This window comes from Methylocystis sp. sgz306128 (assembly GCF_056032725.1).
This window is the reverse complement of record NZ_JBVYWO010000001.1, coordinates 702,297-727,573: the sequence shown is the minus strand read 5'-3', so window position 1 is coordinate 727,573 and position 25,277 is coordinate 702,297. Positions and strand designations below refer to the sequence as shown.

Annotated in this window: 22 protein-coding genes; 5 read left to right on the top strand and 17 right to left on the bottom strand. The window is 59.8% G+C overall.

What is annotated here, in order from left to right; all coding sequences use genetic code 11:
- Positions 1–112: 112 nt before the first annotated feature.
- The 5 genes from ntrX to dusB form a co-directional block, all read right to left on the bottom strand.
- Positions 113–1,483, bottom strand: a complete 1,371-nt coding sequence (ntrX, locus tag AC0N03_RS03480) for a nitrogen assimilation response regulator NtrX (RefSeq protein WP_474287092.1) — start codon at positions 1,481–1,483, stop codon at positions 113–115.
- 18 nt (positions 1,484–1,501) lie between these two features.
- The gene (locus tag AC0N03_RS03475) at positions 1,502–3,754 is read right to left on the bottom strand and encodes a sensor histidine kinase NtrY-like (protein ID WP_474287090.1); all 2,253 of its coding nucleotides are present in this window, start codon (positions 3,752–3,754) and stop codon (positions 1,502–1,504) included.
- A 154-nt stretch (positions 3,755–3,908) separates the two neighbouring features.
- Entirely contained in the window at positions 3,909–5,384 is a 1,476-nt protein-coding gene (gene ntrC / locus AC0N03_RS03470) for a nitrogen regulation protein NR(I) (protein WP_474287088.1), read from the bottom strand.
- 2 nt (positions 5,385–5,386) lie between these two features.
- Positions 5,387–6,532, bottom strand: a complete 1,146-nt coding sequence (locus AC0N03_RS03465) for a two-component system sensor histidine kinase NtrB (RefSeq protein WP_474287087.1) — start codon at positions 6,530–6,532, stop codon at positions 5,387–5,389.
- Positions 6,529–7,548 carry a tRNA dihydrouridine synthase DusB gene (gene dusB, locus AC0N03_RS03460; protein ID WP_474287085.1) on the bottom strand — a complete coding sequence of 340 codons (1,020 nt, stop codon included), beginning with the start codon at positions 7,546–7,548 and terminating at the stop codon, positions 6,529–6,531. Before dusB ends, AC0N03_RS03465 begins: the two co-directional genes overlap by 4 nt.
- A 120-nt stretch (positions 7,549–7,668) precedes the next feature.
- Here dusB and AC0N03_RS03455 point away from each other — a divergent pair, with 120 nt between their 5' ends.
- Genes AC0N03_RS03455 through AC0N03_RS03440 form a run of 4 tightly spaced genes read left to right on the top strand, consistent with a single transcriptional unit; the run spans position 7,669 to position 11,701 of the window.
- Positions 7,669–8,859 (top strand): bifunctional 2-C-methyl-D-erythritol 4-phosphate cytidylyltransferase/2-C-methyl-D-erythritol 2,4-cyclodiphosphate synthase, encoded by a 1,191-nt coding sequence (locus AC0N03_RS03455; RefSeq protein ID WP_474287084.1) that lies wholly within the window; start codon positions 7,669–7,671, stop codon positions 8,857–8,859.
- Between the two features lie 7 nt (positions 8,860–8,866).
- A complete protein-coding gene (locus AC0N03_RS03450) occupies positions 8,867–9,352 on the top strand; it encodes a CinA family protein (protein ID WP_474287081.1) in 486 nt (161 codons plus the stop codon).
- A gap of 49 nt (positions 9,353–9,401) precedes the next feature.
- Positions 9,402–10,175 (top strand): ABC transporter ATP-binding protein, encoded by a 774-nt coding sequence (locus AC0N03_RS03445; RefSeq protein ID WP_474287079.1) that lies wholly within the window; start codon positions 9,402–9,404, stop codon positions 10,173–10,175.
- Complete coding sequence (locus AC0N03_RS03440) at positions 10,172–11,701, top strand: hypothetical protein (protein WP_474287077.1); 1,530 nt, start codon at positions 10,172–10,174, stop codon at positions 11,699–11,701. Before AC0N03_RS03445 ends, AC0N03_RS03440 begins: the two co-directional genes overlap by 4 nt.
- Here AC0N03_RS03440 and AC0N03_RS03435 read toward each other — a convergent pair.
- From AC0N03_RS03435 to AC0N03_RS03405, 7 genes are all read right to left on the bottom strand, one after another.
- Positions 11,686–12,138, bottom strand: a complete 453-nt coding sequence (locus AC0N03_RS03435) for a type II toxin-antitoxin system RatA family toxin (protein WP_474287075.1) — start codon at positions 12,136–12,138, stop codon at positions 11,686–11,688. The genes AC0N03_RS03440 and AC0N03_RS03435 overlap by 16 nt on opposite strands.
- A 3-nt stretch (positions 12,139–12,141) precedes the next feature.
- Positions 12,142–13,131, bottom strand: coding sequence for a lipoyl synthase (gene lipA, locus AC0N03_RS03430; protein WP_474287074.1), 990 nt, complete (start codon positions 13,129–13,131; stop codon positions 12,142–12,144).
- A gap of 343 nt (positions 13,132–13,474) precedes the next feature.
- The gene (gene lpdA, locus AC0N03_RS03425; RefSeq protein WP_474287072.1) at positions 13,475–14,917 is read right to left on the bottom strand and encodes a dihydrolipoyl dehydrogenase; all 1,443 of its coding nucleotides are present in this window, start codon (positions 14,915–14,917) and stop codon (positions 13,475–13,477) included.
- Between the two features lie 198 nt (positions 14,918–15,115).
- On the bottom strand, positions 15,116–16,414 hold the full coding sequence (locus AC0N03_RS03420) for a pyruvate dehydrogenase complex dihydrolipoamide acetyltransferase (protein WP_474287071.1): 1,299 nt from the start codon (positions 16,412–16,414) through the stop codon (positions 15,116–15,118).
- An 11-nt stretch (positions 16,415–16,425) separates the two neighbouring features.
- Positions 16,426–17,799 carry a pyruvate dehydrogenase complex E1 component subunit beta gene (locus AC0N03_RS03415; RefSeq protein ID WP_474287070.1) on the bottom strand — a complete coding sequence of 458 codons (1,374 nt, stop codon included), beginning with the start codon at positions 17,797–17,799 and terminating at the stop codon, positions 16,426–16,428.
- A 20-nt stretch (positions 17,800–17,819) separates the two neighbouring features.
- The gene (gene pdhA / locus AC0N03_RS03410) at positions 17,820–18,875 is read right to left on the bottom strand and encodes a pyruvate dehydrogenase (acetyl-transferring) E1 component subunit alpha (protein ID WP_474287067.1); all 1,056 of its coding nucleotides are present in this window, start codon (positions 18,873–18,875) and stop codon (positions 17,820–17,822) included.
- A gap of 362 nt (positions 18,876–19,237) precedes the next feature.
- Entirely contained in the window at positions 19,238–19,564 is a 327-nt protein-coding gene (locus AC0N03_RS03405; protein ID WP_474287066.1) for an FtsB family cell division protein, read from the bottom strand.
- Positions 19,565–19,668: 104 nt separating this feature from the next.
- Between AC0N03_RS03405 and acpA the strand changes: the two genes are divergently transcribed.
- A complete protein-coding gene (gene acpA / locus AC0N03_RS03400; protein WP_474287219.1) occupies positions 19,669–21,060 on the top strand; it encodes an acid phosphatase in 1,392 nt (463 codons plus the stop codon).
- A gap of 33 nt (positions 21,061–21,093) precedes the next feature.
- Here the strand turns inward: acpA and AC0N03_RS03395 are convergent, their stop codons facing one another.
- The 5 genes from AC0N03_RS03395 to lepB form a co-directional block, all read right to left on the bottom strand.
- Entirely contained in the window at positions 21,094–21,966 is an 873-nt protein-coding gene (locus AC0N03_RS03395) for an undecaprenyl-diphosphate phosphatase (protein WP_474287064.1), read from the bottom strand.
- A gap of 62 nt (positions 21,967–22,028) precedes the next feature.
- Positions 22,029–22,745: a DNA repair protein RecO gene (gene recO / locus AC0N03_RS03390; RefSeq protein ID WP_474287062.1), complete on the bottom strand. Its 717-nt coding sequence runs from the start codon at positions 22,743–22,745 to the stop codon at positions 22,029–22,031.
- A gap of 8 nt (positions 22,746–22,753) precedes the next feature.
- Entirely contained in the window at positions 22,754–23,695 is a 942-nt protein-coding gene (gene era, locus AC0N03_RS03385) for a GTPase Era (RefSeq protein ID WP_474287061.1), read from the bottom strand.
- A complete protein-coding gene (gene rnc, locus AC0N03_RS03380; RefSeq protein WP_474287060.1) occupies positions 23,677–24,489 on the bottom strand; it encodes a ribonuclease III in 813 nt (270 codons plus the stop codon). The genes era and rnc overlap by 19 nt, the downstream gene beginning before the upstream one ends.
- Positions 24,426–25,232, bottom strand: coding sequence for a signal peptidase I (gene lepB / locus AC0N03_RS03375; protein ID WP_474287057.1), 807 nt, complete (start codon positions 25,230–25,232; stop codon positions 24,426–24,428). The genes rnc and lepB overlap by 64 nt, the downstream gene beginning before the upstream one ends.
- Positions 25,233–25,277: the final 45 nt, after the last annotated feature.

Here is a 25,277-nt window from a genome sequence, read left to right as displayed (position 1 = left end):
ACGCTGTGCTTTTCATTTCAACGGGCAAACCGGCGAATTATTCAGATCATATCAATTAAAAGAGCCGATGCCCATGATCTTGTGACGATGGCTGGCAAATACAAGTGTCAAATTACGATTCCACTTCCAGAGATTTCAATTTCCTGTGAAGGGCAGAACGCTCCATCCCGATAAATTCGGCAGTGCGCGAAATATTGCCGCCAAAACGGTTGATCTGCGCGGTCAGATATTCCCGCTCAAACATCTCGCGCGCTTCGCGCAGCGGCATGTTCATGATCCGCTCCGCGCCCGAGCCGCCGGGCGTGGAGGGGACAAGCGCGCCGATTTCCTGCGGCAGCATGTCGGCGGTGATCTCGCTCTCCGGGTCGCCGCTGGCCAGAATCATCAGCCGCTCGATATTGTTGCGCAGCTGGCGCAGATTTCCGGGCCAGTCATGTGCCTGCAGCACCGCGCGCGCCTCGTCCGAAATGCGGCGGCGGGGCATTCCGCTCTGCTGGGCCATCTGCTCCATGAAATAATCGATCAGGGCCGGAATATCGTCGCGGCGCTCGGATAGCGACGGAACGCGCAGCGGCACGACGGAGAGCCGGTGGAAAAGATCCTCGCGGAACTTGCCGTCTGCTATGGCCTTGACGAGATCGCGGCTGGAACTTGAGACAATGCGCACATCCACCTGCACGCGGTTATTGCCGCCCAGGCGCAAAAAGCTTTGATCAACCAGCACCCGCAGAATTTTTGCCTGCGTTTCTTTGGGCATTTCGCCAATTTCGTCAATATAAAGCGTGCCGCCATGCGCCTCTTCCAGCGCACCGACCTTGCGCAGCCGCCCTTCTCCCGGCTCAAGGCCGAAAAGCTCCTGCTCCACCGATTCGGGCGTCAGGGCCGCCGCGCTCAACACCACGAACGGCCCATCGGCGCGCTGCGAGGCATCGTGAATGGCGCGGGCGACAGCTTCCTTGCCGGAGCCCGGCGCGCCGGTGATCAGAATGCGTGAATTGGCCGGCGCCACCCGCTCGATTAACTGGCGTAACTGATTCATCGCGGGCGACTTGCCGACCAAAGCGTCGGTTGCGCCGGCCTTGGCCCGCAATTCAAACAATTCACGTTTGAGCCGCGAGGTCTCAAGCGCGCGTTCGGCCACGAGAACGAGGCGATCCGCCTTGAACGGCTTCTCAATAAAATCATAAGCGCCGAGTTTGATGGCGGCGACGGCGGTTTCGATATTGCCATGGCCGGAGATCATCACGATGGGCACATTGGGATCGTTGGATTTGATCATCTCCAGCAATTGCAGTCCGTCAAGATGCGAGCCCTGCAGCCATATATCCAGAAAGACCAGTTGCGGACGCCGCAATTCAATGGCCGCCAGAGCCTCGCTGGCATTGCGCGCCACGCGCGTGCCGTGACCCTCGTCGGACAGAATGCCGGCGACCAGTTCACGGATGTCTGCCTCGTCATCGACGATCAAAATGTCACTGGCCATGATTTTCACGTTTCTGTTTCATGAATTTGAAGCCTGTTGCGCCGGCGAACCGCCTCCGGCAGGAAAAAACAGCAGAACCCGGGCGCCCGGCTTGCCGGTGACCGGATTAGGCAGGCCATCGCGCAGCTCGATGCCGCCGCCATGGTCCTCGAAGATCTTGGCAACGATGGGAAGGCCAAGGCCGGTTCCCTCCGCCCGCGTGGTCATGTATGGCTCAAGCAGGCGATGCCGGTTTTCGGCAGGAAATCCGATGCCATTGTCGGATACGTCGATCCGCACCATGCCGTCCTGTCCAAGTCCGACGCGCACCTCGACAATGCCCTGCTGATCGGGCGGCAGGTTGGCCGCGGCAATGCCTTCGGTTGCATTCTTGATGATGTTGGTGAGCGCCTGCGAGATCAGGCGCCGGTCGAAAGCGATGATGAGCGGCTCGGTCGGCGAATGATCCTCGAAGCGGATCGACGGATAGCCAAGCCGCATGAGAAACAGGGTCTGGCGGATTGTCTCGTGCAGATCCTCGTCGGCGGGCTTGGCCTTTGGCATTCGCGCAAAGGATGAGAATTCATCCACCATCCGCTTGATATCATCCACCTGCCGCACGATCGTATCGGTGCATTGATCGAAGATATCCTTGTCCTCGACGATGACGCGGCCATACTTGCGCTTCAGCCGTTCCGCCGAAAGCTGGATCGGCGTGAGCGGATTCTTGATCTCATGCGCGATGCGCCGCGCCACATCCGCCCAGGCCGACGTGCGCTGCGCGGTGACGAGTTCAGTGATCTCATCGAGCGTGACCACCAGCGACTGGCTGTGATCGTTCGAGGTCTCCCCCGAAATGCGTACATTGAAAATACCTTCGCTGCCCCTGCGCATCAGCGTGATCTGATTCTGGCGCGCCCTCGCCCTTCCGCTGCGCGCCTCGACGATGATGGGCAGCAATTCCGGTACAACCTCAAGAATGGATTTGCCTATACTGGCGCTTGCCGGCCCCAGGCCCGCAAGAGCGGCCGCGGCATCATTGAGCACCGTAATCTCATTGGCGCTGTTGATGCCGAAAACCGCCGCAGGCACGCCGGACAGCACCGCTTCGGTGAATTTGCGGCGCTGGTCGGCGAGCGCATTGGCCTCGATCAGTCGGGACTGCTGAATGCCGAGTTCTTCGGTCATCTTGTTGAAGGTTTCGGCCAGATGTCCGAGATCGCCCTCGCTGGCCTTGACCGGAACGCGCACGTTGAGATTGCCGGTGGCGACCTCGTCGGTCGCGCCGATCAGCCGGCGTATGGGCGTCACCAGACGGTTGGAAAACGACAGGCCGAGCCAGACCGCCGACAGCAGGATGATCAGCGCCAGCAGCACGAACATCGTGGCAAAGGCAATCTGGATGTTGCGCCGATGCGCGTCGAAGGCATCATAGATGCGCATGATCCCCTCGGCCTGCCGCGGGAATTCGACGGCGTAGGGGTCCACCTTGCGCGAAACATAAAGATAGGCGTCGGGATACGTTGCCAGCTTGACCAGTGCAATGAACGTCAGGCGGCCCTGCGGCGCCACGCAAAGCGGCGTGTCCTCCTTGGCATCGCGAAAATCATCCGGCTGCGGGAAAACGGCCTGCTCGTCCTTCGGCCCGGCATCCATGATTTCGGTGCCGTCGGGCTTGACGATTCTGGCCTGCGAAAAGCCAAGAAAGCGCGAACGGGACGTGAAATAATCCTGAAACAGCGCCTTGTTCTGGTCAAACAGCATGTGCGCGCGGTCAAGATCGACACCGGTCAGTTGCAGATCCCGCATCAGGGACTGGCACTGTTCGCGCCGGTAAAGGTCAGCCACTGCCGCTGTTTTTTCAATGAAGCCGCGCACGTCCTGCATGAAAGCCGGATTGAGCCCGCGATCGAGCGTGACGACCGCGATGATCGCCATGACGAACACCGGCACGGCGGAAATCATCGAGAACGAGGCGACTATGCGGATATGCAGACGCGCTGCCGCCGCACCGCGCCGCCGCGCCACAAGCAGCTTGCGCACCTCCCACGCCACCAGCCCGACCAGCCAGAGCACGATGATGATATTGGCCAGAAACAATTCAAGCACGACATCATTCGTCGGCACGATGGGCGAATAACCGGCGAAAATGATGAATGTGCCGAGAGCCGCAACAAGCGCCACAGCCACGCTGACCAGCCCGACGCGCGAAACCGCCCTGCCTGCGGGGCGCAGTTCCTCGCCGGCATCCGCGTAAGTCGCGCGGTGTTCCACTATGCCCTTGTTCGCCAAATGCGCCTCAGCTTTCGCACGGTATCCGATATCAAGCCTGTTGCGGCTTTTATACAACAATGTTGCGAAAATGCGACAAAAGAGCGGCACAGGAAAGACCGGAGGCGAGAAATCCCCGGATTTAAAAATATGCCTCCCGGAATACTCCCCCCGCCTAACGCGACATACGCATGACTTTTATATCGAGATCGTTGATTTTCTTGCGCAATGTATTTCTGTTGAGGCCAAGGATCTCCGCAGCTTTGATCTGGTTGCCGCGCGTTGCGCCAAGGGTTGCGGCGATGAGCGGCACTTCCAGTTCCTTCAGGATTCGATGATATAGGCCGGGCGGCGGCAGCTGATCGCCGTATCTGGCAAATAGTTGCGCCATGTAGCGTTCGGCAGCGCCCATCAGATCGTCATCGGCGGCGGCAGGCGGCGAGCCGCGTCCGGACGCGCTTTCAGCATCTTCACTGAACGATGCGGGCGGCATGTTCTGGCCCAGTTCGGCATCGACAAGCGCTTCGGTGATGGTTTCCTGCGGATACAGGGCTGCAAGACGGCGCGTCAGATTCTCAAGTTCACGGATATTGCCCGGCCAGCGATAACGCTTGAGGTGATCGAGCGCGCCCTGATCCATGTGTTTTTGCGGCAACCCCTCGCTCACAGCCAGTGCAAAGAAATGACGCACGAGATCGGGGATGTCCTCACTGCGCTCGCGCAGCGGCGGCAGGCGCAGCGGCACCACATTGAGCCGGAAGAAGAGATCCTCCCTGAACAGGCCTTGGGCGATGGATACGCGCAGATCCTTGTGGGTTGCGGCGACGATGCGCACATTGGTCTTGATGGTGGCGCGCCCGCCCACCGTTGTATATTCGCCCTGCTGGAGCACGCGCAACAGACGCGTCTGCGCCTCCATCGGCATATCGCCGATCTCGTCAAGAAAGAGCGTGCCGCCCTCCGCCTGTTCAAAACGACCGGCCGAACGCGCATTGGCGCCGGTGAATGCGCCCTTCTCATGGCCGAACAATTCGCTTTCGATGAGATCGCGCGGTATGGCGGCCATATTAATGGCGACGAAAGGCCCGTTCTTGCGTTTGCCGTAATCGTGCAGCGCCCGCGCGACGAGCTCTTTGCCCGTGCCCGACTCACCGGAGATCATCACCGTCAGGTCGGTCTGCATGAGGCGCGCCAGAGCGCGGTAAATTTCCTGCATCGCCGGAGAGCGCCCGACAAGCGGAATGCCATCTGTTTCGTCGGGGCGTTCGGCCTTGGGCAGGTTCTTCGGCGCGCTCATCGCCCGGCCGACAATGGCCACCAGCTCCTTGAGATCGAACGGCTTGGGCAGATAATCATAGGCGCCGCGCTCGGATGCCTTGATCGCCGTCATGAACGTGTTTTGCGCGCTCATGACGATGATGGGCAGTTCGGGCCGCAATTTCTTGATACGGGGCAGAAGGTCGAAGGCGTTTTCGTCCGGCATGACGACATCGGTGATCACAAGATCGCCGTCTCCTGCCTGCACCCACCGCCATAATCCGGCGGCGGTGGCGCTGGTGCGCACTTCGTAGCCCGCCCGCATCAGGGCCTGATTGAGCACTGTCCGGATCGCGGCGTCATCGTCAGCAACAAGTATCGTTCCAGAAGCCATTCTTATCCACTTTCTTCAGCACTGGTTCGCGCACTTGCCTTGCGGCCATCCTCATGCGTGAAAACCGGCAGCAAGACACGGAATGATGTGCGTCGCGGCTGGGATTCGCATTCCACTATACCGCCGTGATCGCCGATCATCTTGGCAACCAATGCAAGACCGAGGCCAGTTCCCGACGCCTTGGTCGTGACGAAGGCATCGAAGAGGTGCGGGACGAGATCGGGCGGCACGCCCGGCCCATTGTCGCGCACGCATATCTCCAGCGGCAGGGAGACGGGCGCCTGTGAGCCTGCGGTGCGCAGCCGCACACCGGGACGGTAAGCTGTCGTAAGCTGGATCTCGCCGTTGACGCTGTCCGGGCCGATGGCTTCGGCGGCATTCTTGACAAGGTTGAGCAGCACCTGAACAAGCTGATCCCGGTTGCCGAAAACCGGCGGCAGCGACGGGTCGTAAACCTCCACAAAGCGGATATGCCGGGCAAAACCAGCCATGGCGAGGCGTTTCACGTGGTCGAGTATGGCGTGAATATTCAGGCTTTCACGCTCCAGCAACCGCTCGTCCGAGAACGTTTCCATCCGGTCGACAAGCTTCACGATGCGGTCTGTTTCATCGCAGATCAGCCGCGTCAGAGCGCGGTCTTCGTCATCGAGGCCGGTTTCCAGCAACTGGGCCGCACCGCGAATGCCTGAAAGCGGGTTCTTGATTTCATGAGCCAGCATCGAGGCCAGCGCAGAAATTGAGCGCGCAGCACCGCGATGCACCAGTTGTCTGTCCATTTTATCGGCAATTGTCCGTTCCTGCAGCATCACAAGAACGCCGTTTGCCTGCGGAAGAGGCGAAACGTGAATGTCAACGATGCGGTCAGAGCCAATTTTCGGGTTGCCGACATCGACACGATATTCATTGATCGAGGCGTTGCGGCTGCGCACATGCTCAACAAGCGAGAAAAGCGGCGAGCCAAAAGGCAGAAGGTCGGAAAGGTTGCGACGCCGGAGGCTGGACAGGCCGATCTCGAAAAAATCCTCCGCGGCGCTGTTGGCGTCCATGATGCCATTGTCGTCGCGCACGATGAGAATAGGTTGCGGAATCAGATTGAGCACCTGCGGCGCAATCGAATCCAGACGAATTTCGCGCATAAGCTCATTCATGCCGCCTGCTCCATGCCAGACACGCGGCGCGCAAACAATGTGTCAATCAATTCAATTACTTCTTCCGGATTCTCGCTGCGCACAAGACGCTCGCTTACAGCAGGTTCAACATTGTAGCCATCGGCAACGGCCCATTGCGCATAAGCTGCAAGGTGCTTTCTGGCGTGGCGCAGGCCTTTGAGAGCGCCCATGTTTTGCATCAGGCTGACAATATGCAGCTTTGCCGCGCCGGCGCGTGCCGCAGCACCGGGCAGTTGCCGCGTTTCGCCGGTCTTCAGCGCATGGGCCATATCGCCGACGAACCAGGGCCGGCCCACGGCAGACCGTCCGATCATCACGCCATCAGCGCCGGACGCCTCCAGCATGGCGCGGGCATCGGCGAGAGAGGCGCAATCGCCATTGGCCAGAACCGGAATAGTCACAGCCTGCTTGACGGCGCGGATCGCCGACCAATCCGCCCTGCCCTTGTAAAATTGCTGACGGGTACGGCCATGAATAGTGATGAGCCGCACGCCGCTCAGTTCAGCCTCGCGGGCCAGTTCCGGAGCATTGAGGCTATCATGATCCCAGCCGAGACGCATTTTCAACGTCACGGGAATCGAAACCGCCTGCACGGTTGCCGCGACCAGAGTCAGAGCCAGCCGCGGTTCGCGCATCAGCGCTGAACCGGCATAACCTCCGGTGACGCGCCGCGCCGGACAACCCATGTTGATATCGACGATAGCAGCGCCATTGGCCTGCGCCAGACGCGCAGCTTCCGCCATCCAATAGGGATCGCAACCGGCGATCTGCACCACATGCGGATCGATGCCCTCGCCTTCGGCCCGCAGACGCGACTCCATGTCCCCCGCGACATAATCGTCGCTGGCAACCATTTCGGAAACAACCATGCTCGCGCCAAAGGCGTGGGCGATACGGCGCATGCCCACATCGGTAACGCCGGACATGGGCGCCAGCACGGCATTGCCTTTTAAACGCACAGAACCGATCTGAATATCTGCTGACCTTTTGAGCATTTTGCCTAAATTTTCATCACTAGCTATTTTGCTCAGTTTATAATCAATTTTACGTTGCGACAAGCGAAGCGGCGCATATTCCTCTATTGACCTTGCTTTAAACCCATGTGACAGAGGCGCATGTCCAGTTCGTCTTCCATAGCCGTCATTGTTCTGGCCGCGGGCTCGGGCCTGCGCGCGGGGGGTGGTCTGCCCAAACAATATCGGTCTGTGGCCGGCAAGCCGCTGCTGACACATACATTGGAGGCGTTCAGCCGTCATCCCCGCATAAGTCACGTGTTGCCGGTGATCGGCGCAGATTATCACGCCGCCTTTGCGAAAGCCCTCGCGCTTCTGCCTGAATCCCAGCAGGCGAAAATCTTGGACCCGGTTCTGGGCGGCGCCTTCAGGCAGGAAAGCAGCTATCTCGGACTGCTGGCCCTGAAGAACATCAGGCCCGATCTTGTGCTTATCCATGACGGCGCGCGCGCCTTTGCGATGGAAGATCTGATCAGCCGGATCATTGACGCGGCGCAGACCTTCGGCGCGGCCATTCCCGGACTGGCGATGACCGACACCGTCAAGGAAATCAGCGACGCCAGCCGCATCACCGGCACATTGCCGCGCCAGCATCTGCGCATGGTGCAGACGCCGCAGGCTTTCCGGTTTGACGCCATTCTCGATGCGCATCAGCGCGCGCGCGATGAAGACATAGCCCATCTCACCGATGACGCGGCCATTGCGGAATGGGCCGGCCAGCCTGTCCATGTGGCGGAGGGCGACGCACTGAACATCAAAATTACCACGCCGGAGGATTTTCACATTGCCGAAGCGCGTTTCATGAATGCCCGCAACGACATACGCGTCGGCCAGGGATACGACGTTCATGCGCTCGTGCCGGGCGACCACGTCTGGCTTGGCGGGGTCAGGATTCCGCATGGGGCCAGCCTCTCCGGCCATTCCGATGCCGATGTCCTGCTGCATGCGCTTGTCGACGCCATTCTGGGCGCGCTTGGCGATGGCGATATCGGCGTGCATTTCCCGCCGTCGGACGAAAAATGGCGCGGGGCGCCCTCGCGCCTTTTCCTTGAGGATGCCGTCCGGCGCGTTCATGCACGCGGCGGCATGATTGCGCATCTTGACGGCACACTGATCTGCGAGGCGCCCAAAATCGGCCCTTTCCGTGAAGAAATCCGCCAGACGATCGCCGATATCGCCGGCATTTCTCTTGACCGCGTCGGCCTGAAAGCCACAACGTCTGAAAAACTGGGCTTTCTGGGCCGCGCCGAGGGCATAGCCGCATTCGCCACCGCAACCATACGCCTTCCGTGAGGATCATATGAGCCTGACCAGCCGCGCACAGGACGTTCTGCAACGCTACAGCGCCGCCGGCCTCAAGCTGGCAACGGCGGAATCTTGCACGGGCGGGCTGGTGGCAGCCACGCTCACGGACATTGCCGGTTCGTCGGCCGTGGTGGATTGCGGCTTTGTCACCTATTCCAACGCCGCGAAGCATCAGATGCTCGGGGTTCCGCTGCATCTTCTCGATGCGTTCGGTGCGGTCAGCCCCGAAGTCGTCAAAGCCATGGCGCAGGGCGCCCTTACACATAGCCGCGCCGACGTCGCTGTCAGCATCACCGGCATCGCCGGTCCGGGCGGCGGCTCCACGCTGAAGCCTGTCGGCCTTGTCTATTTCGGGCTGGCGCGGCGCGGGCGCGAGATTCTCACGCTGCGGCGGGAATTTGGCGCGCTGGGCCGCAGTTCAGTGCGCATGGCTTCGGTGGCGCAGGCCTTTGATCTGTTCATTCAGGCGCTGGACTTATAAAATCTTCAGGCTTTGCCCATAATCTTGCCGGCTATAAGGTGGGATTGACATGGATGATACGGCAACAGCGGCGCTTGTACTGCGTCAACTGACAAAAAGTTTCGACCAACGCGCGGTGGATCAGCTTGATCTGACCATCAGGGCTGGAGAATTCTATGCATTGCTCGGGCCGAACGGCGCTGGCAAGACAACGACGCTGCGCATGGTCGCTGGCCTCACTAAGCCCGATGCGGGAGAAATTCTCGTCTATGGCATCGATGCGCGAAAAGATCCCGTCGCCGCCAAGCGGCTGATCGCCTGGGTGCCCGACGAGCCGCTGATCTACGACAAACTGACCCCGCTGGAATATCTCGAATTTGTCGCGGGCCTTTGGGGAATGCCGGTTGCGCAATCCCGGCCGCGCGCCGATGACCTGCTTCAGATGCTCGGTTTGTGGCCGCAGCGTAATTCGCGCTGCGAGGGGTTCTCCCGTGGCATGAAGCAGAAAGCCGCACTTGCCGGAGCGCTGATCCATGAGCCGCGTCTGCTTATTCTCGATGAACCGCTCACGGGCCTCGACGCTGCCGCCGCAAGGCAGGTCAAAGATCTGCTGCAGGCGCGCGCCCGCGCCGGCGCCACTGTCATTCTTACGACGCACATTCTGGAAGTGGCCGAGCGGCTGGCCGACCGGATCGGCATAATACAAAGCGGCCGCCTGCTGGCCGAAGGTACGATGAGCCAATTACGCGCGATGATCGGACAGGATATGTCGAGCGCCTTCTCTCTTGAGCAGGTATTTCTCGAAATGGTGGCGGAAGCCGGAACACAAGGCGCGCTGTCATGAGTTCACCCGGTTTTGCCGCGCTGCTGCGCCATGAACTGCGGCTATGGTGGCGCTCCTACGCGCGCAAGGACGCGCAGCCGCTGCCCAAGAAGCGCCTGCTGCTCGGCGCGCTGGTGTTTCTTCTCGTCATTCATGGGATTGCAGCAGGCACGCTGCATATGCTGCAACTGCCCATCGAGTCGTCAGCGGCCAATCTGGTTCGCCTCACCGGCATTATCTGCCTGCTGTGGTGCTGGATGCTGTCGCAGGCCCTCAACACCCTGACGCAAGCCGTGTTCTCGCGCGGCGACGCTGATCTTCTGATGTCTTCGCCGGTATCCATGCGCAAGGTTCTGGCGATCCGGGCGCTTGCCCTGAGCATACCGGTGATCTTCTCCTCGGGTTTCATCCTGCTGCCGATGGCGCATATCATGGCGATAAGAGATGGCGCGCATTGGCTGCTCGCCTATCCGGTCATGGGCGCGATCGGCCTTGCCGCCACCGCGTTTGGCCTGCTCCTGATCATGGGTCTGTTCAGGCTTATCGGCCCGGCGCATACCCGCACTCTGGCGCAGATCCTCGCCATTATCGTCAGCGCAGCCGCCTTCATCACCTTCGAGGCGCGGGCCCTGCTTCCGGACAACTGGCTCAACCGGTTCGACGCGGTTATCGCCGGGATCAGCGCGCCGGATCGCTTTGCAGATGACGCCCTGCAATGGCTGCCCGCCCACGCCATGTTCGGCGATGCCGGGGCCTTGCTGGCGCTGTGCGCCGGTGCACTGATCCTGTTCGCGGCGGCTGTCTGGCTTTTTGCTGGCGGAGATGCCTTGCAGCAGGCTGCTGCTGCAGCAACGCAGACACGCGCCCGGCCGCGCGCCGTGACCCAGAAGCCCCGCGCCTTCCGGCCCGGAATCACCGCCAATCTCCTGCGAAAGGAGTGGCTGCTGATCTTACGCGACCCCTGGCTGCTCTCGCAGATTCTGCTGCAGGTAGTCTATATCGTGCCGATGGGTATCGTCTTCTGGCGCAGCACCGTCTTCAGCGGACCATCGACGGCGGGGCTGGCGCCAATGCTGGTGATGCTCGCCGGACAGATGGCCGGCGGTCTGGCATGGATAACGTTGTCCGGCGAGGATGCGCCGGATCTCGTCGCCAGCGCGCCTGTGCCGGCCTCCACCATCCGGCGCGCCAAAATTCTGGCGGCGCTCGTGCCTGTCGTGTTGATTATGGCGTTTCCCGTTCTGGCCCTTGCGCTGCAATCGGCGTGGCTTGGCCTCGTAACCCTGCTGGCGAGCCTCGGCTCGGCACTGACGGCGATCATCGCCAATCTCTGGATGCAGAAGCCCCTGCCCCGGCGCACGTTCGCTTACCGGCAGCGCGGCTCCATTGTCGGCAATCTTACGGAACTGGCTTTGAATTTCTTCTGGTTCTTCATCGCAGCTGCGCTGATCTGGCGTTCCTTGTGGGGATTGCTGGCGGTCGCGCTGCTCGCCGGGCTGATGGCCAGCATCCGCCCGCGCAACGGTCAGGCTTACGCCTTGCCGTAGATCATGTCGGCGCGCGCCTCGAAGGCCGCCGAAAACTTGCGGAATGCAACATCAAACATCGAGCCCATCAATGCGCCAAGAAGGCGGCTTCTGAACTCATAGCTGATGAAAAATTCGATCATGCAGCCCTCGCCGTCCGGCCGGAAGGACCAGCGGTTCTGCATATGGCTGAAAGGACCGTCGACATATTCGACGAGAATTTTCAGCGCTGGCGCATCGAGTGTCACCCGGCTGGTAAAACTCTCCCGGATCGCCTTGTAGCCAACCGACATATCGGCGACAAGCACGGGCTTGCCGTCCGGCGTTTCAGTGCGCCGCCGCACCGTAAGCCTCGTACACAGCGGCAGAAACTGCGGATAGGATTCCACATCCGCCACCAGAGCGAACATTTTCTCGGGACTATGCGCCACGCGGCGGGTGGTGCGGAATGTGGGCATGCCTCAGGCCCGCGCCGTCATCTTCTCCCGCCGCGCCTTTTGCAGCCTGGCAAAATCCTCACCGGCATGATGCGACGAGCGGGTCAGCGGCGAGGATGAGACCAGAAGGAAGCCCTTCGTCATGGCAATAGTCTCGAAGGATTTGAACTCGTCCGGCGTCACGAAACGCACGACGGGATGATGCTTTTTTGTCGGCGCGAGATATTGGCCGATAGTGAGAAAATCAACATCGGCGGAGCGCAGATCATCCATGAGCTGGAGAACTTCGTTACGCTCTTCGCCAAGCCCGACCATGATGCCGGATTTGGTGAATATTGTCGGATCAAGCTCCTTCACGCGCTGCAACAGGCGGATGGAGTGGAAATAGCGCGCGCCGGGGCGCACCGTGAGATAATTCGACGGCACCGTTTCCAGATTGTGGTTGAACACATCCGGCTTCGCGGCGACCACCACCTCCAGCGCCCCGTCCTTGCGCAGGAAATCGGGGGTAAGGATTTCAATTGTCGTCCCCGGCGAGAGCCGCCGTATGGCGCGGATAACCTTGGCGAAATGCTCGGCGCCGCCATCATCGAGGTCATCGCGGTCAACGGACGTGATCACGACATGCGAAAGGCCAAGCTTGGCCACAGCCTCGCCGACATATTCCGGTTCATGCGCGTCGAGCGCGCCGGGCAGGCCGGTCTTGACATTGCAGAACGCGCAGGCACGCGTGCATGTGTCACCCATGATCATGAAGGTGGCGTGCTTCTTGTCCCAGCATTCGCCGATATTGGGGCAGCCGGCCTCCTCGCAGACCGTGACAAGGCCGTTTTCCTTGACGATCTTTTGTGTTTCCTGCCACTGGGCCGAGCCGGGCGCCTTGACGCGTATCCAGTCCGGCTTGCGCTGGATTTCCTGATCGGGACGATGCGCCTTCTCCGGGTGACGTGGGCGCGCAACCATTTCGGCCTGCTTGCGCGGGTCATTATTGAGAAGATCGAGAACGACAGCCATCTTCACTCCTGCGGCGCTTGAATGGCCCGCAAACCACGGCCCTGATGTAATAGAGACAGCGCGTCAAGGCAAGTGCGACGCTCCGCCCCACGCTATTCTCCCTAAAGACCAGTATCGAGCCTGCCGAAAGATTGCCTCCCAGAACAGACCGTCATGCGCGGGCTTGACCCGCGTATCCACGTGGATGGCCGGGTCAAGCCCGGCCATGACGCGTTTGAGAATGTAAAAGCGTGAAGGGATAGTTGCACGAAATACATCTCCCTTCGACAAGCTCTGGGTGACGGCCGACATCTAGCTCAGCGGAAGGGACCGATCAGCAACTTCCGGTCGCCGCAAGGGGCGATCAGGTATGCACCACCCGCCCATAGGCATCGAGCACGGCCTCATGCATCATTTCCGATAGGGTCGGATGCGGGAAGACCGTATGCATCAGTTCTTCTTCGGTTGTCTCCAGATTCATGGCGACGACAAAGCCCTGAATGAGTTCAGTCACCTCAGCGCCAACCATATGCGCGCCGAGCAGCTTGCCGGTCTTGGCGTCGAACACGGTTTTCACCAGCCCCTCCGGCTCGCCGAGCGCTATGGCCTTGCCATTGCCCGAGAAGGGGAAACGGCCGACCTTGACCTGATATCCGGCATCCTTGGCCTTGGCTTCGGTCAGGCCGACAGAGGCAACCTGCGGATGGCAATAGGTGCAGCCCGGAATCTTGGCTTTATCCATCGGGTGGACATGCAGCCCCTTGATGCCTTCAATACAGATCACGCCTTCGTGCTCCGCCTTATGGGCGAGCATCGGCGGTCCGGCAACATCGCCGATGGCGTAAATGCCCGGCACGTTGGTCTTGCCCAGACCATCGGTGACGATGCAGCCGCGATCGGTCTTGACGCCAAGCTTTTCAAGGCCGAGATTTTCGATATTGCCAACAACGCCGACAGCCGAAATCAGCCGGTCAGCCGTGAGTGTCTGCTTGACGCCCTTATCGTCTTCCAAGGTGCAGGTGACGGAATTTGCGCCTTTTTCCACCTTGGTGACCTTGGTCGAGGTGAGAATTTTCATGCCCTGCTTTTCAAAGCGCTTGCGGGCATGGGCGGCGATTTCCGCATCCTCCACCGGCAGCACCTGCGGCAGAACTTCCACTACCGTTACTTCGGCACCCATGGTGCGATAGAACGAGGCAAATTCAATGCCGATAGCCCCTGATCCCATGACAATCAGGCTTTTCGGGAATTCGGCAGGCACCATGGCCTCAAAATAAGTCCAGATCAGCTTGCCATCCGGCTCGATGCCCGGCAGGACCCGCGGACGCGCGCCGGTGGCGACGATGATGTTTTTGGCTTCATAGGTGCCATGCGGCAGGACGCCCTTCGGAACCGGGTTCTGCGGCTGCACGACCGGCTTCTTGCTGGCGGAGACCGTAACCTTGCCGGGCGCATCGATGGTTGCCTCGCCCCAGATGACGTCAACCTTGTTCTTCTTCATGAGATAGGCAACGCCGCCATTGAGCTGGCCCGATACCCCGCGCGAGCGCTTGACGATGGCGGCAGGGTCAAAGCTCATCGTGCCGTTGAGCGTGAGCCCATAATCCTTGGCGTGAGTGGCATAATGGTAGATTTCAGCCGAGCGCAGCAAAGCCTTGGTCGGAATGCAGCCCCAGTTGAGGCAGATGCCGCCCAGATGTTCGCGCTCAACCAGCGCGGTCTTGAAGCCAAGCTGCGCCGCACGAATGGCGGTGACATAGCCGCCCGGCCCGCCACCGATGATGAGAACGTCATATTTGTCAGCCATGCTGAACTCCGCTTGGTTTAACTCTGTCACAAACCGCCCTCAGGCAGGTCGCTTACTCTAAAACTTTCCCTCAACCGTCATGCGCGGGCTTGACCCGCTTATCCACGTGGATGGCCGGATCAAGTCCGGCCATGACGGCCATAAATAAAACCCTGTGCATTCCCAATAGTCAGGCATGCGTTTATTGCGCCGAACGGCTCACACCAGCATGCTCATCGGATTCTCAATAAAGCCCTTGAAGGCCTGCATCATTTCCGCTGCCAGCGCTCCATCGACTGAGCGGTGATCGGTCGAGACCGTCACTGTCATGACAGTCGCCACAGCCGGCGCTCCGTTCTTGACCACCATGCGTTGCTCGCCCGCGCCTACGGCCAGAATGGTCGAATGCGGCGGATTGACAATGGCCTGGAACTGCTTGACGCCGAACATGCCGAGATTGGAAACAGCCGTCGTGCCGCCCTGATATTCCTCGGGCTTGAGCTTGCGCGCCTTGGCGCGGGCCGCATAATCCTTCATCTCGTTGGAGATGACACTCAGGGACTTGGTCTCTGCCTTGCGGACAATCGGCGTGATCAGGCCGCCGGGAATCGACACAGCCACGCCGATATCGGCATGTTTGTGCAGAAGCATGGTGTTTTCTGTCCATGTGCAATTTGCAGCGGGAACGGCCTTGAGCGTCAGAGCCAGCGCCTTGATCACAAAATCATTGACCGAAACCTTGTAGGCGGGCTTGCCGTCCCTGACCGGCGCGGCCTTGTTGATCTGCTCGCGCAGCGCAAGGAGCGCATCCAGTTCGCAATCCACCGTAAGGTAGAAATGCGGAATGGTCTGCTTGGCTTCCGACAGCCGGCGGGCAATGGTCTTGCGCATGCCGTCATGCGGCACTTCCTCATAGCTGCCCGGCTCGAACAGCTTTCTGGTGGCTTCATCCGAAGCGCCTGCGGGCGCCGGAGCGGCTTTAGGCGCGGGTGCGGCAGCGGCGGAGGGGGCGGCAACCGCCGTACCTGCGCCTATGGCGGCATTCACGTCGCGCTCGACAATGCGGCCATGAGGGCCGGAGCCGGCAATCTTGCCCAGATCAAGGCCCTGATCGCGGGCAATGCGCCGCGCCAGCGGCGAAGCGAAAACGCGCTCTCCCGACGCCGCAACGGGCGCTGTCGGAACTGGCTCAGCAACCGGCGCGGATACAGGCGCAGCAGCGGCCGGCGCAGCGGGAGCCGCAACCTTGGGCGCAGGCGCGGCGCTTACATTCTCGCCCTCCTGCGCGATAATCGCGATAAGTTCGTTCACCGCTACGTCGTTGGTGCCTTCCGGCACGACGATTTTTGCGAGAATTCCCTCGTCGATGGCCTCGACTTCCATCGTTGCCTTGTCGGTCTCGATCTCTGCCAGCACATCGCCGGATTTGACCTTGTCGCCTTCCTTTTTAAGCCATTTGGCCAGATTGCCCTTCTCCATCGTGGGAGACAGGGCGGGCATCAGAACATTCACAGGCATGATACCCTCCCTTAGCGATAGCAGACAGCCTTGGCCGCGGCGACAACTTCGCCGACATTCGGCAGAGCCAGTTTTTCCAGATTAGCGGCGTAAGGCATGGGAACATCCTTGCCCGTGACGCGGATAACCGGCGCATCGAGATAATCGAAAGCGCGCTCCATGATCACGGCCATGATTTCCGCGCCGATGCCCGACTGCGGCCAGCCTTCCTCAACTGTGACGCAGCGGCCGGTCTTCATGACGGAGGCAATAATCGTGTCCTTGTCCATCGGGCGGATGGTGCGCAGATCGACAACTTCCGCCTCGATGCCTTCCTTGGCAAGTTCGGCTGCCGCCTTGAGGGCATAGGTCATGCCGATGGCGAAGGATACAATCGTCACGTCCTTGCCGGGGCGGGCAATCTTGGCCTTGCCGATTGGCACGAGAATGTCATCGCCGACGGGCACGTCGAAACTCTGCCCGTAGAGAATTTCATTTTCAAGGAACACGACCGGGTTGGGATCGCGAATGGCCGATTTCAGCAGGCCCTTGAAATCAGCCGCCGTATAGGGCGCAATCACCTTGAGGCCGGGCACGTTGGAATACCAGGCCGAATAATCCTGACTGTGCTGCGCGCCGACACGGGACGCAGCGCCGTTGGGCCCGCGGAAGACAATGGGTGCGCCCATCTGGCCACCAGACATATAGAGCGTCTTGGCGGCGGAATTGATGATATGGTCGATGCCCTGCATGGCAAAGTTCCAGGTCATGAATTCAACGATCGGCCGCAGGCCGGTCATGGCTGCGCCAACAGCAATACCGGCAAAGCCATGCTCGGTGATCGGCGTATCAATAACCCGGCGGGCGCTGAATTCCTGCAGGAGACCCTGCGTCACCTTGTAGGCGCCCTGATATTCCGCCACTTCCTCGCCCATGATGAAGACGTCGCCATCGCGGCGCATTTCCTCGGCCATGGCATCGCGCAAGGCTTCGCGCACGGTCTGGGTTACGAAAGCTGTTCCGGCGGGAACCTCGGACGACGCATCATAGGCAACCGCGCCAGCAGGAGCAGATACGGCAACCGCAGGCGCTGCAACGGGAGCGGCTGCGGCAGGCGCCGGGGCCGGTGCGCTGACGGGCGCGGCAATATCGGCCAGACTTTCGCCTTCAGCCGCAATGATCGCGATCGGCGTATTGACGGCCACATTGTCGGTGCCGTCGGCGATGAGAATCTTCGAGAGAATGCCTTCGTCGACCGCCTCGACTTCCATGGTTGCCTTGTCGGTCTCGATCTCGGCGAGAATATCGCCGGACTTGACCTTATCGCCTTCCTTCTTGAGCCATTTGGCCAGCTTGCCCTGCTCCATGGTGGGCGACAATGCAGGCATAAGAACTTGAATAGCCATATTATTTTCCTCCCACGCCCTTAAAGCAAGATATCCGTCCACAGTTCCGACGGATCGGGCTCGGGATCATGCGAGGCAAATTCGGCAGCTTCCGCGACAATCGCACGGCACTCGGCATCGATCCGCTTGAGGTCTTCTTCGGTCGCCGCCTTGGCGTTGAGAAGACGCAGACGCACCTGTTCGATCGGATCACGCTCCTCGCGCATTTTCTGCACTTCGTCCTTGGAGCGGTATTTGGCCGGATCAGACATGGAATGGCCGCGATAACGGTAGGTTTCCATCTCGAGTATGTAAGGGCCGTTGCCCTCGCGGCACCATTTGATGGCGCGGTCAGCCGCGTCCTTGACGGTGCGCACATCCATGCCGTCGACTTTCTCGCCCGGAATGTTGAACGAGACGCCACGCTTCGAGAAATCGCTCTGTGCAGACGAACGCTGTACCGAAGTGCCCATGGCATAATGATTGTTTTCAATGACATAGACAACCGGCAGCTTCCAGAGCTCGGCCATGTTGAAGCTTTCGTAGACCTGCCCCTGATTGGCGGCGCCATCGCCGAAATAGGTCAGCGAGACATGGTCATTGCCGCGATATTTATGGGCGAATGCGAGGCCGGTGCCAAGCGAGACCTGCCCGCCGACGATGCCGTGGCCGCCGAAAAAGCCGGCTTCCTTCGAGAACATGTGCATGGAGCCGCCCTTGCCGCGCGAGAGGCCGCCGCGGCGGCCCGTCAGCTCGGCCATGACACCCTTGGCATCCATCCCAAGGGCCAGCATGTGGCCGTGGTCCCGGTAGCCGGTGATGACGGCGTCGCCCTTCTTGGCGGCCATCTGCATGCCTGTGACAACCGCTTCCTGCCCGATGTAGAGATGACAGAAGCCGCCGATCAGGCCCATGCCGTACATCTGGCCGGCCTTTTCCTCGAAACGGCGGATCAGCAGCATTTCACGATAGGCGAAAAGCTCCTGCTCAGTCGTGAAAGTGGGTATGTTGGGCAATGCCACGGCGGAGGCGCGTTTGCCGCCGGCTTCCTTGGTGGTCCTCGACCGCGAACCTGATGTTGGTGCAGCAGCTACCATGACGTCTCCTTGCGTTCAGGTCTTTTCCGGACAGCAAGGCGGGATAGGGTCCATATCCGGACGAGCCACCGCCTCCCCTGTCTTCTTGGCATCAAGTTAGACGAAGGTTTAATGAAAAGCGATAGCCACAAATCAAATATAGTTTTGCATTAAGTATCTGATTTTATGATATTTTTATGAATTAACTCAAATTTGGTTATCTCAATAAATTAACACGATATGAGTTAATTTTGCATGTGCGAAAAAATCCATTGCAAAACAATTACTGTAATAGATCGCAAACGGACTGAAATATATTTACAGACAAATCAAATATGTCAAAAACAACAAACAAATGTTCAGAGCAGAAAATTCGGGATTGATCAATTGAGATTGGGGCTGGCAAGAAAAACCATCACGTCATTCTTGTTGACGCGGCCAAGCAGAACTCTGGCTTCCTCTTCCAGCAGATCCCGGTTCAGGGTTGCCGGGCGCAACTGGGCGTTTCTGCGTTCCATATTGGCATGTTCAAGTTTGAGCGCATCAAGTTCGGCCGACAGGCGGGCCATTTCGGCAACATAATTGGCCTTGGCCTTCAGGCCGCGCTGTCCATTGACCGACGCCATGACAAAATATGACACTGCGGCGCCGGAGATCATATAGACCGCCAGAGGAATCAGAATAGCGCGATATTTTATGCGAACGACCATGCCCCTACTGCACAGGTTTACGGTTAATAATGCGTGAAGATCGGCGTTTATTTGCCTGTCACAATCAAAAAATATAAGTTTGGTGCTCAATGGAGGCTTGCATGATGACACATTTCCGATCCGCCCGGCTCGCGCGCTTTTTATCTGCCGGGGTCAGTCTTGCCGCCTGCGGACTGACAGGCGCAGCGCTCGCAGCTGAGGCGCCAAAAGCTCCGCCCGGCCTCGACAAGGTCGGCCATATCATTGTGATCTATCTCGAGAACCGCAGTTTTGACAATCTTTACGGTACGTTTCCGGGCGCCAACGGCCTGGCCAATACTGGTGAAAAGGGCGTGCAGGTCGATGCGTCCGGGCAGCCGTACAAGCAATTGCCAGCGCCGCTCAACAACAACCTGAAACCCGCCATTGTCGACAACCGCTTTCCCGCCGAAATGCCGAACGGCCCCTTCGCCGCCGACAAATTCGCCGGGCCGGAGCAGACCACCGGCGATCTCGTGCACAGGTTCTATCAGGAGCAATTGCAGATCGACGGCGGCAAGATGGACAAGTTCGTCGCTTACACCGACTCCGGCGGGCTGACGATGAACCATTATCAGAGCGCGGATAAGCTGCCGCTGTGGTCCTATGCAAAATCCTATGTGCTAGCGGACAATTTCTTTCACGCCGCTTTCGGCGGTTCGTTCCTCAATCACTTCTGGCTGGTTTGCGCCTGCAGCCCTAAATTCGACAATGCGCCGGACAAGATCGTCGCCAAGATCGATGCAGACGGCAATCTGGTGAAGGACGGCATCGTCACCCCCGATGGCTATGCAGTCAATACGGCGTTCAGCGTATATGAGCCCCATCCGGCCTCGATCAAGGACAATGCACTGCTCGTGCCGCCGCAGGATATGCCCAATATCGGCGACCGCCTGTCAGAAAAGCACGTGAGTTGGGCCTGGTATTCCGGCGGTTGGGATGACGCCCTCGCCGGCAAGCCGGATGCTTTGTTCCAGTTTCACCATCAGCCCCTCGCCTATTTCAGGAACTACGGCGACAACACTCCGGGCCGCAAAGAACATCTCAAGGATTTTCTCGATCTTGAGGCCGATATCGCCCATGGCACACTGCCTGCCGTTACCTTTTACAAGCCGATCGGCGAGGCGAATGAGCACCCCGGCTATACCAATATCATGGCCGGCGAGCGCCATGTCGCCGATGTGATCAGGAGCATCCAGAACTCCAAAATCTGGAACGACGCCGTGATCATCGTCACCTATGACGAGAATGGCGGCCAGTGGGATCATGTCGCCCCGCCAAAGCGCGATAAATGGGGCCCCGGAACGCGCGTTCCGGCGCTGATCATCTCGCCCTTCGCCAGGAAGGGCTTCGTCGATCATACCGAATATGACACGACCTCGATCCTGAAACTGATTGAGACGCGGTTCGCCCTTGCGCCGCTGGGCACGGCGGATGCGGCCGCCAACGATCTTACGGCGGCGCTTGATCTCCAGTAGGGCTGTCCGGCCCGGCGCAATGCCGGGCGCTCTTTATACAAACCAGCCGCGCGCAACGCCTAGGAGAAGCACGAGGCCAAGCACAAGCCTGTATCCGGCAAAGACCCACGAACTATGGGTGTGGAGATAGCGCATCAGACCCCAGATGGCGAAAAAGGCTGAGATACTGGCCACGACAAGCCCTGTAGCCAGTATCATCCAGCCATGCGCGTCAAGCCCCGCCTTGTGCAGCTTGTAAATTTCGTAGAGACCGGCCAGAGCAATCGTCGGCACGCCCAGCAAGAACGAAATACGCGCCGCGTCGTCGCGTTTGAAATCAAGAAAAAAACCGGCGGTCAGCGTGGACCCGGAGCGCGACACGCCGGGAATGAGCGCCCCCACCTGCGCCAGACCAACGAGCAGAGCATCGATCCAGTCCATCTGCGCCGCACTGCGGTTATGGCGGGCGATCAGTTCGCCGATGGCGAGCAATGCCGCCATGATGATGCAGGACATCCCGATCACATTCAGGCTGCGCAGCGGCGAGCCGCAGGAATTGAGCATCTTGGACAGAAGCGCGCCGCAAATGACAATCGGAATTGTCGCAATGACGATGCCCACGGCAAACCGGAATGTCGGGTGCTGCCAGTCCCGCCGCTGGATCGCTTTCAGCGAGCCGAATGTCACACCGTAAAGATCAGCCCAGAAATAGCTGACCACAGCCAGAAGGGCTGCCAGTTGCATGGCGGCGGAAAAGGCCGAGCCGGGGTCCTGCCAACCGAGAAAGGCCGGCACGATGCGCATATGCGCCGTGGACGATATGGGCAGAAGCTCCGTTATGCCCTGCACAACGCCCAGAACGGCCACCTTCGCATAACCGAGCGCCACAAAGCCGGTGTCAATTCCTTCTGTGCATGCACCAGCCATGGGCCACACTCCCTCGAATCAGAATTTATGAAAAATCTTATGCAGAAAAAGACTAGCAGCCGCTAAAGCGCGTTCAAACAGGAAATAAAATTATGACGCGCGTCCGGCAGGCTTAGCCCGCGCGGCCCAAAAATATCCCGCTCCATGAAAAAGCCAGTCAGCGCAAAGGCGTCGAGAAGTTCCGCACCCGACGGACCCGCGGAATGGGTAAAAAATGGCGGCAGGGGCAGCAGTCTGTCCTTGTAAGGTGCACCCGCCGCGCGCGAGACGGCCCGGCCTGATTTGGGCGAGACATAGACAAGATCTTCGCGCGCGCCCGTTGCCGCACATTCGTCCAGCGCCAGACCGAAGCCGAGTTCGGTCAGCAGACCAAGCTCGAATCGCGCCATCAATGGCGCCGCAACATCAGGCGTGGAGAGATGATCGAGAACGACAAGGGCAGAATGATAGAGCGCCTCATGCGCCTCGCGCTCCGGCAGCAGGCGCAGCATCACGCAGAGCCATTGCAGGCCGTGCAGGCAGGCGGCTGATTCCATAAGCCCGGCGGCGCGGGCGCGCTCCAGTTCGAGCGTGTATGTGCCCAGATGCTCGTCGAGCCGCGCATACCAATGGGCGCGCACGGAATTTCCAGGCTGCAGAACCGGCTGCATCCTGCGCGAGCGGCCGGAGCGCACGAGACCCAGATGACGCCCGAGCGCCGGAGTCATCAGCTCGACAATGGCGCTGGTCTCGCCGTGGCGGCGCACACCGATGATCAGCCCTTCGCCACGCCATTCCATGAGCGGCCTCAGCCTCTGGGAAATTCCAACCCCATTTCGCGATAACGCTCGGGATCGTCGGCCCAGTTTTCCCGCACCTTGACGAACAGAAACAAATGCACCTTCGCTTCGGCGATTTCGCAGATTTCGGCCCGTGCCGCGGTGCCTATGCTTTTCAGCATCCGCCCGCCCTCGCCGATGACGATTTTTTTGTGCGCGTCGCGGGCCACGAAAATAGTCTGCTCCACGCGCACCGAGCCGTCCTTCTGTTCCTTCCAGGAGTCGGTCTCCACGGTGGACTGATAGGGCAATTCGTCATGCAGCCGTTCAAAAATCTTCTCGCGGGTGATCTCTGCCGCAAGGGCGCGCAAGGGCGCATCGGAGACCTGATCCTCGGGATAGAGCCAGGGACCGGGCTTGACGTTGCGGCCCAGCACCTCCAGCAGGCGCTGCACGCCGTGCCCTTTGAGCGCGGAGATCATGAACGTCTCCTGAAACGGCAGGATGTCGTTGATATCCTTGGCCAGCTTCAGCAATTTCTCATGATCGACCGTATCGATCTTGTTGAGGATCAGCATTTTGGGGTGTTTGATCTCAGGCAGCTTTTCGATGATCGCGCGGGTTTCGTCATCAAGGCCGCGGCGCGCGTCCACAAGCAGCGCGATCACATCGGCATCTCCGGCCCCGCCCCATGCCGAGGTGACCATCGCACGATCAAGGCGGCGCTTTGGTGCAAAAATGCCGGGCGTATCGACAAAGATGATCTGCGCCGGCCCCTCCAAGGCTATGCCGCGCACCAGCGCCCGGGTGGTCTGGACCTTGCGCGACACGATCGAGACCTTGGTGCCGACCAGCTTGTTGATCAATGTGGATTTACCGGCATTGGGCGCGCCGATCAGGGCAACAAATCCGCAGCGGGTGGGTTCGGGTTCTGTCAATTCTCTGTCCTTGTCTAAGATTTCGGCGTCCATATGGCTTCGCGCAGCAGAAAGGCTTCCGCTGCGGCCTGCTGGGCATATTTTTTGGAGGGCGCCCTGCCCTCGCAGACCGGATAATCCGATACATCCACGGCCACGGTAAACACAGGCTCATGATCCGGCCCGATTCTCTCCAGGTCGCGGTATCTGGGCGGTGCCAGACCACGCGCCTGCGCCCATTCCTGCAATGCCGTTTTTGGATCTTGCGCCCGGCGCGTGTCCTCGGCAAGTCGCGGCGACCAATATTGATCGATGATGCGGAAAGCCGCATCCAGTCCGCCGTCAAGATAGACCGCGCCCAGCACCGCTTCGCAGGCATCGGCCAGCACGGAACGGCTTTGGCGTGTTTCCGGCCCGATATTGCCGGCAAAGCGGATATATTCCCCCAGATTCCAATCGTCGGCCACTTCGGCGCAGGTTTCCCACCGCACCAGATCGGAGAGGCGGCGCGCCAGACGCCCGACAATCACCTGCGGCCTCAGACGGTAGAGCTTGTCGGAAATGGCGAGGCCGAGCACCCGGTCGCCGAGAAATTCCAGCCGCTGATAGGATTCGCCGGACGCCTTGGGTCCGTCGAGCGCGCTCTGATGCGTCAGGGCCGTTTCCAGCAGGCTCCTGTCGGAAAAATGATAGCCGAGCCTGTCCTCAAGCCCGGCCGTATCCTTGCTGATCTTCGGTATCGCCGTTTTAGGGAGCGGCGCGGGCCGCCTGCGCGCGGCGCACATCACCGCACGGGCTTGAACAGGCGATTCCAGCGCACGATTTCCGGCCAGCGCCAGATTTCCCATGCCGGTTCGGTGGCGCTGTCTTCGGATTGGCTCGACACGGTCTTCACCGAGAAGAAGATCAGTTCGGCCCGTCCGACGAGATTTTCAAAAGGCACCGGCCCCCAGACACGGGAATCGGATGAATTATCGCGATTATCGCCCATCATGAAGAATTCACCCGGCGGAACCGTGTAGGGAACCGTATTGTTCATCAGCGAGTCGGCATCCTTCTTTGTCTGGATAAGATGCGTCACGCCGCCCGGCAGCGTTTCCTCAAAGGTGGTGAATGTGTCCTTGTAGCCGGCACCGACATCCTTGGTGGCGCTTCCTATCGCCTTGCGCTCAACCTTCTTGCCATTGATGAACAGATCGCCGTTGTTCATCTGCACCGTGTCGCCCGGCAGGCCGATCACCCGCTTGACGTAATCGGTGGAATTATCGGTAGGCACCTTGAAAACAACGACATCGCCGCGCTTGGGCTCAGAGCCGAGGATGCGCCCCGAAAACAGATTGGGGCTGAACGGAAGCGAGTGCCTGGAATAGCCATAGGCGTATTTCGACACGAAAATATAATCGCCAACCAGCAGAGTTGGGATCAGCGAACCCGAGGGAATGTTGAACGGCTGGAACAACAGGGTGCGCACGACAACTGCGATCAGCAGCGCCTGCACAATCACCTTAATCAGTTCCCAGATGCCTTCTTCCTGTTTGACCTTAACCGGCACGACACGCTTCTCTTCAGGAAAGTCCATGTTTTCGTTCATATTTACCACTCTGTGTCCAAGGTATAGCGAGGCGGATCGCTGCTG

Bases quoted from the DNA above. Each gene is read 5' to 3' on its own strand.
- dusB (WP_474287085.1), bottom strand. From the start codon at position 7,548: ATGCTCAAAAGGTCAGCAGATATTCAGATCGGTTCTGTGCGTTTAAAA.
- lepB (WP_474287057.1), bottom strand. From the start codon at position 25,232: ATGAACGAAAACATGGACTTTCCTGAAGAGAAGCGTGTCGTGCCGGTT.
- lpdA (WP_474287072.1), bottom strand. From the start codon at position 14,917: ATGGCTGACAAATATGACGTTCTCATCATCGGTGGCGGGCCGGGCGGC.
- AC0N03_RS03455 (WP_474287084.1), top strand. From the start codon at position 7,669: ATGTCCAGTTCGTCTTCCATAGCCGTCATTGTTCTGGCCGCGGGCTCG.
- acpA (WP_474287219.1), top strand. From the start codon at position 19,669: ATGACACATTTCCGATCCGCCCGGCTCGCGCGCTTTTTATCTGCCGGG.
- era (WP_474287061.1), bottom strand. From the start codon at position 23,695: ATGGACGCCGAAATCTTAGACAAGGACAGAGAATTGACAGAACCCGAA.
- ntrX (WP_474287092.1), bottom strand. From the start codon at position 1,483: ATGGCCAGTGACATTTTGATCGTCGATGACGAGGCAGACATCCGTGAA.
- pdhA (WP_474287067.1), bottom strand. From the start codon at position 18,875: ATGGTAGCTGCTGCACCAACATCAGGTTCGCGGTCGAGGACCACCAAG.
- AC0N03_RS03445 (WP_474287079.1), top strand. From the start codon at position 9,402: ATGGATGATACGGCAACAGCGGCGCTTGTACTGCGTCAACTGACAAAA.
- recO (WP_474287062.1), bottom strand. From the start codon at position 22,745: ATGGAATGGCGTGGCGAAGGGCTGATCATCGGTGTGCGCCGCCACGGC.
- rnc (WP_474287060.1), bottom strand. From the start codon at position 24,489: ATGGGAAATCTGGCGCTGGCCGGAAATCGTGCGCTGGAATCGCCTGTT.
- lipA (WP_474287074.1), bottom strand. From the start codon at position 13,131: ATGGCTGTCGTTCTCGATCTTCTCAATAATGACCCGCGCAAGCAGGCC.
- AC0N03_RS03415 (WP_474287070.1), bottom strand. From the start codon at position 17,799: ATGGCTATTCAAGTTCTTATGCCTGCATTGTCGCCCACCATGGAGCAG.
- AC0N03_RS03405 (WP_474287066.1), bottom strand. From the start codon at position 19,564: ATGGTCGTTCGCATAAAATATCGCGCTATTCTGATTCCTCTGGCGGTC.
- AC0N03_RS03440 (WP_474287077.1), top strand. From the start codon at position 10,172: ATGAGTTCACCCGGTTTTGCCGCGCTGCTGCGCCATGAACTGCGGCTA.
- AC0N03_RS03420 (WP_474287071.1), bottom strand. From the start codon at position 16,414: ATGCCTGTGAATGTTCTGATGCCCGCCCTGTCTCCCACGATGGAGAAG.
- AC0N03_RS03395 (WP_474287064.1), bottom strand. From the start codon at position 21,966: ATGGCTGGTGCATGCACAGAAGGAATTGACACCGGCTTTGTGGCGCTC.
- AC0N03_RS03450 (WP_474287081.1), top strand. From the start codon at position 8,867: ATGAGCCTGACCAGCCGCGCACAGGACGTTCTGCAACGCTACAGCGCC.
- AC0N03_RS03465 (WP_474287087.1), bottom strand. From the start codon at position 6,532: ATGAATGAGCTTATGCGCGAAATTCGTCTGGATTCGATTGCGCCGCAG.
- ntrC (WP_474287088.1), bottom strand. From the start codon at position 5,384: ATGGCTTCTGGAACGATACTTGTTGCTGACGATGACGCCGCGATCCGG.
- AC0N03_RS03435 (WP_474287075.1), bottom strand. From the start codon at position 12,138: ATGCCCACATTCCGCACCACCCGCCGCGTGGCGCATAGTCCCGAGAAA.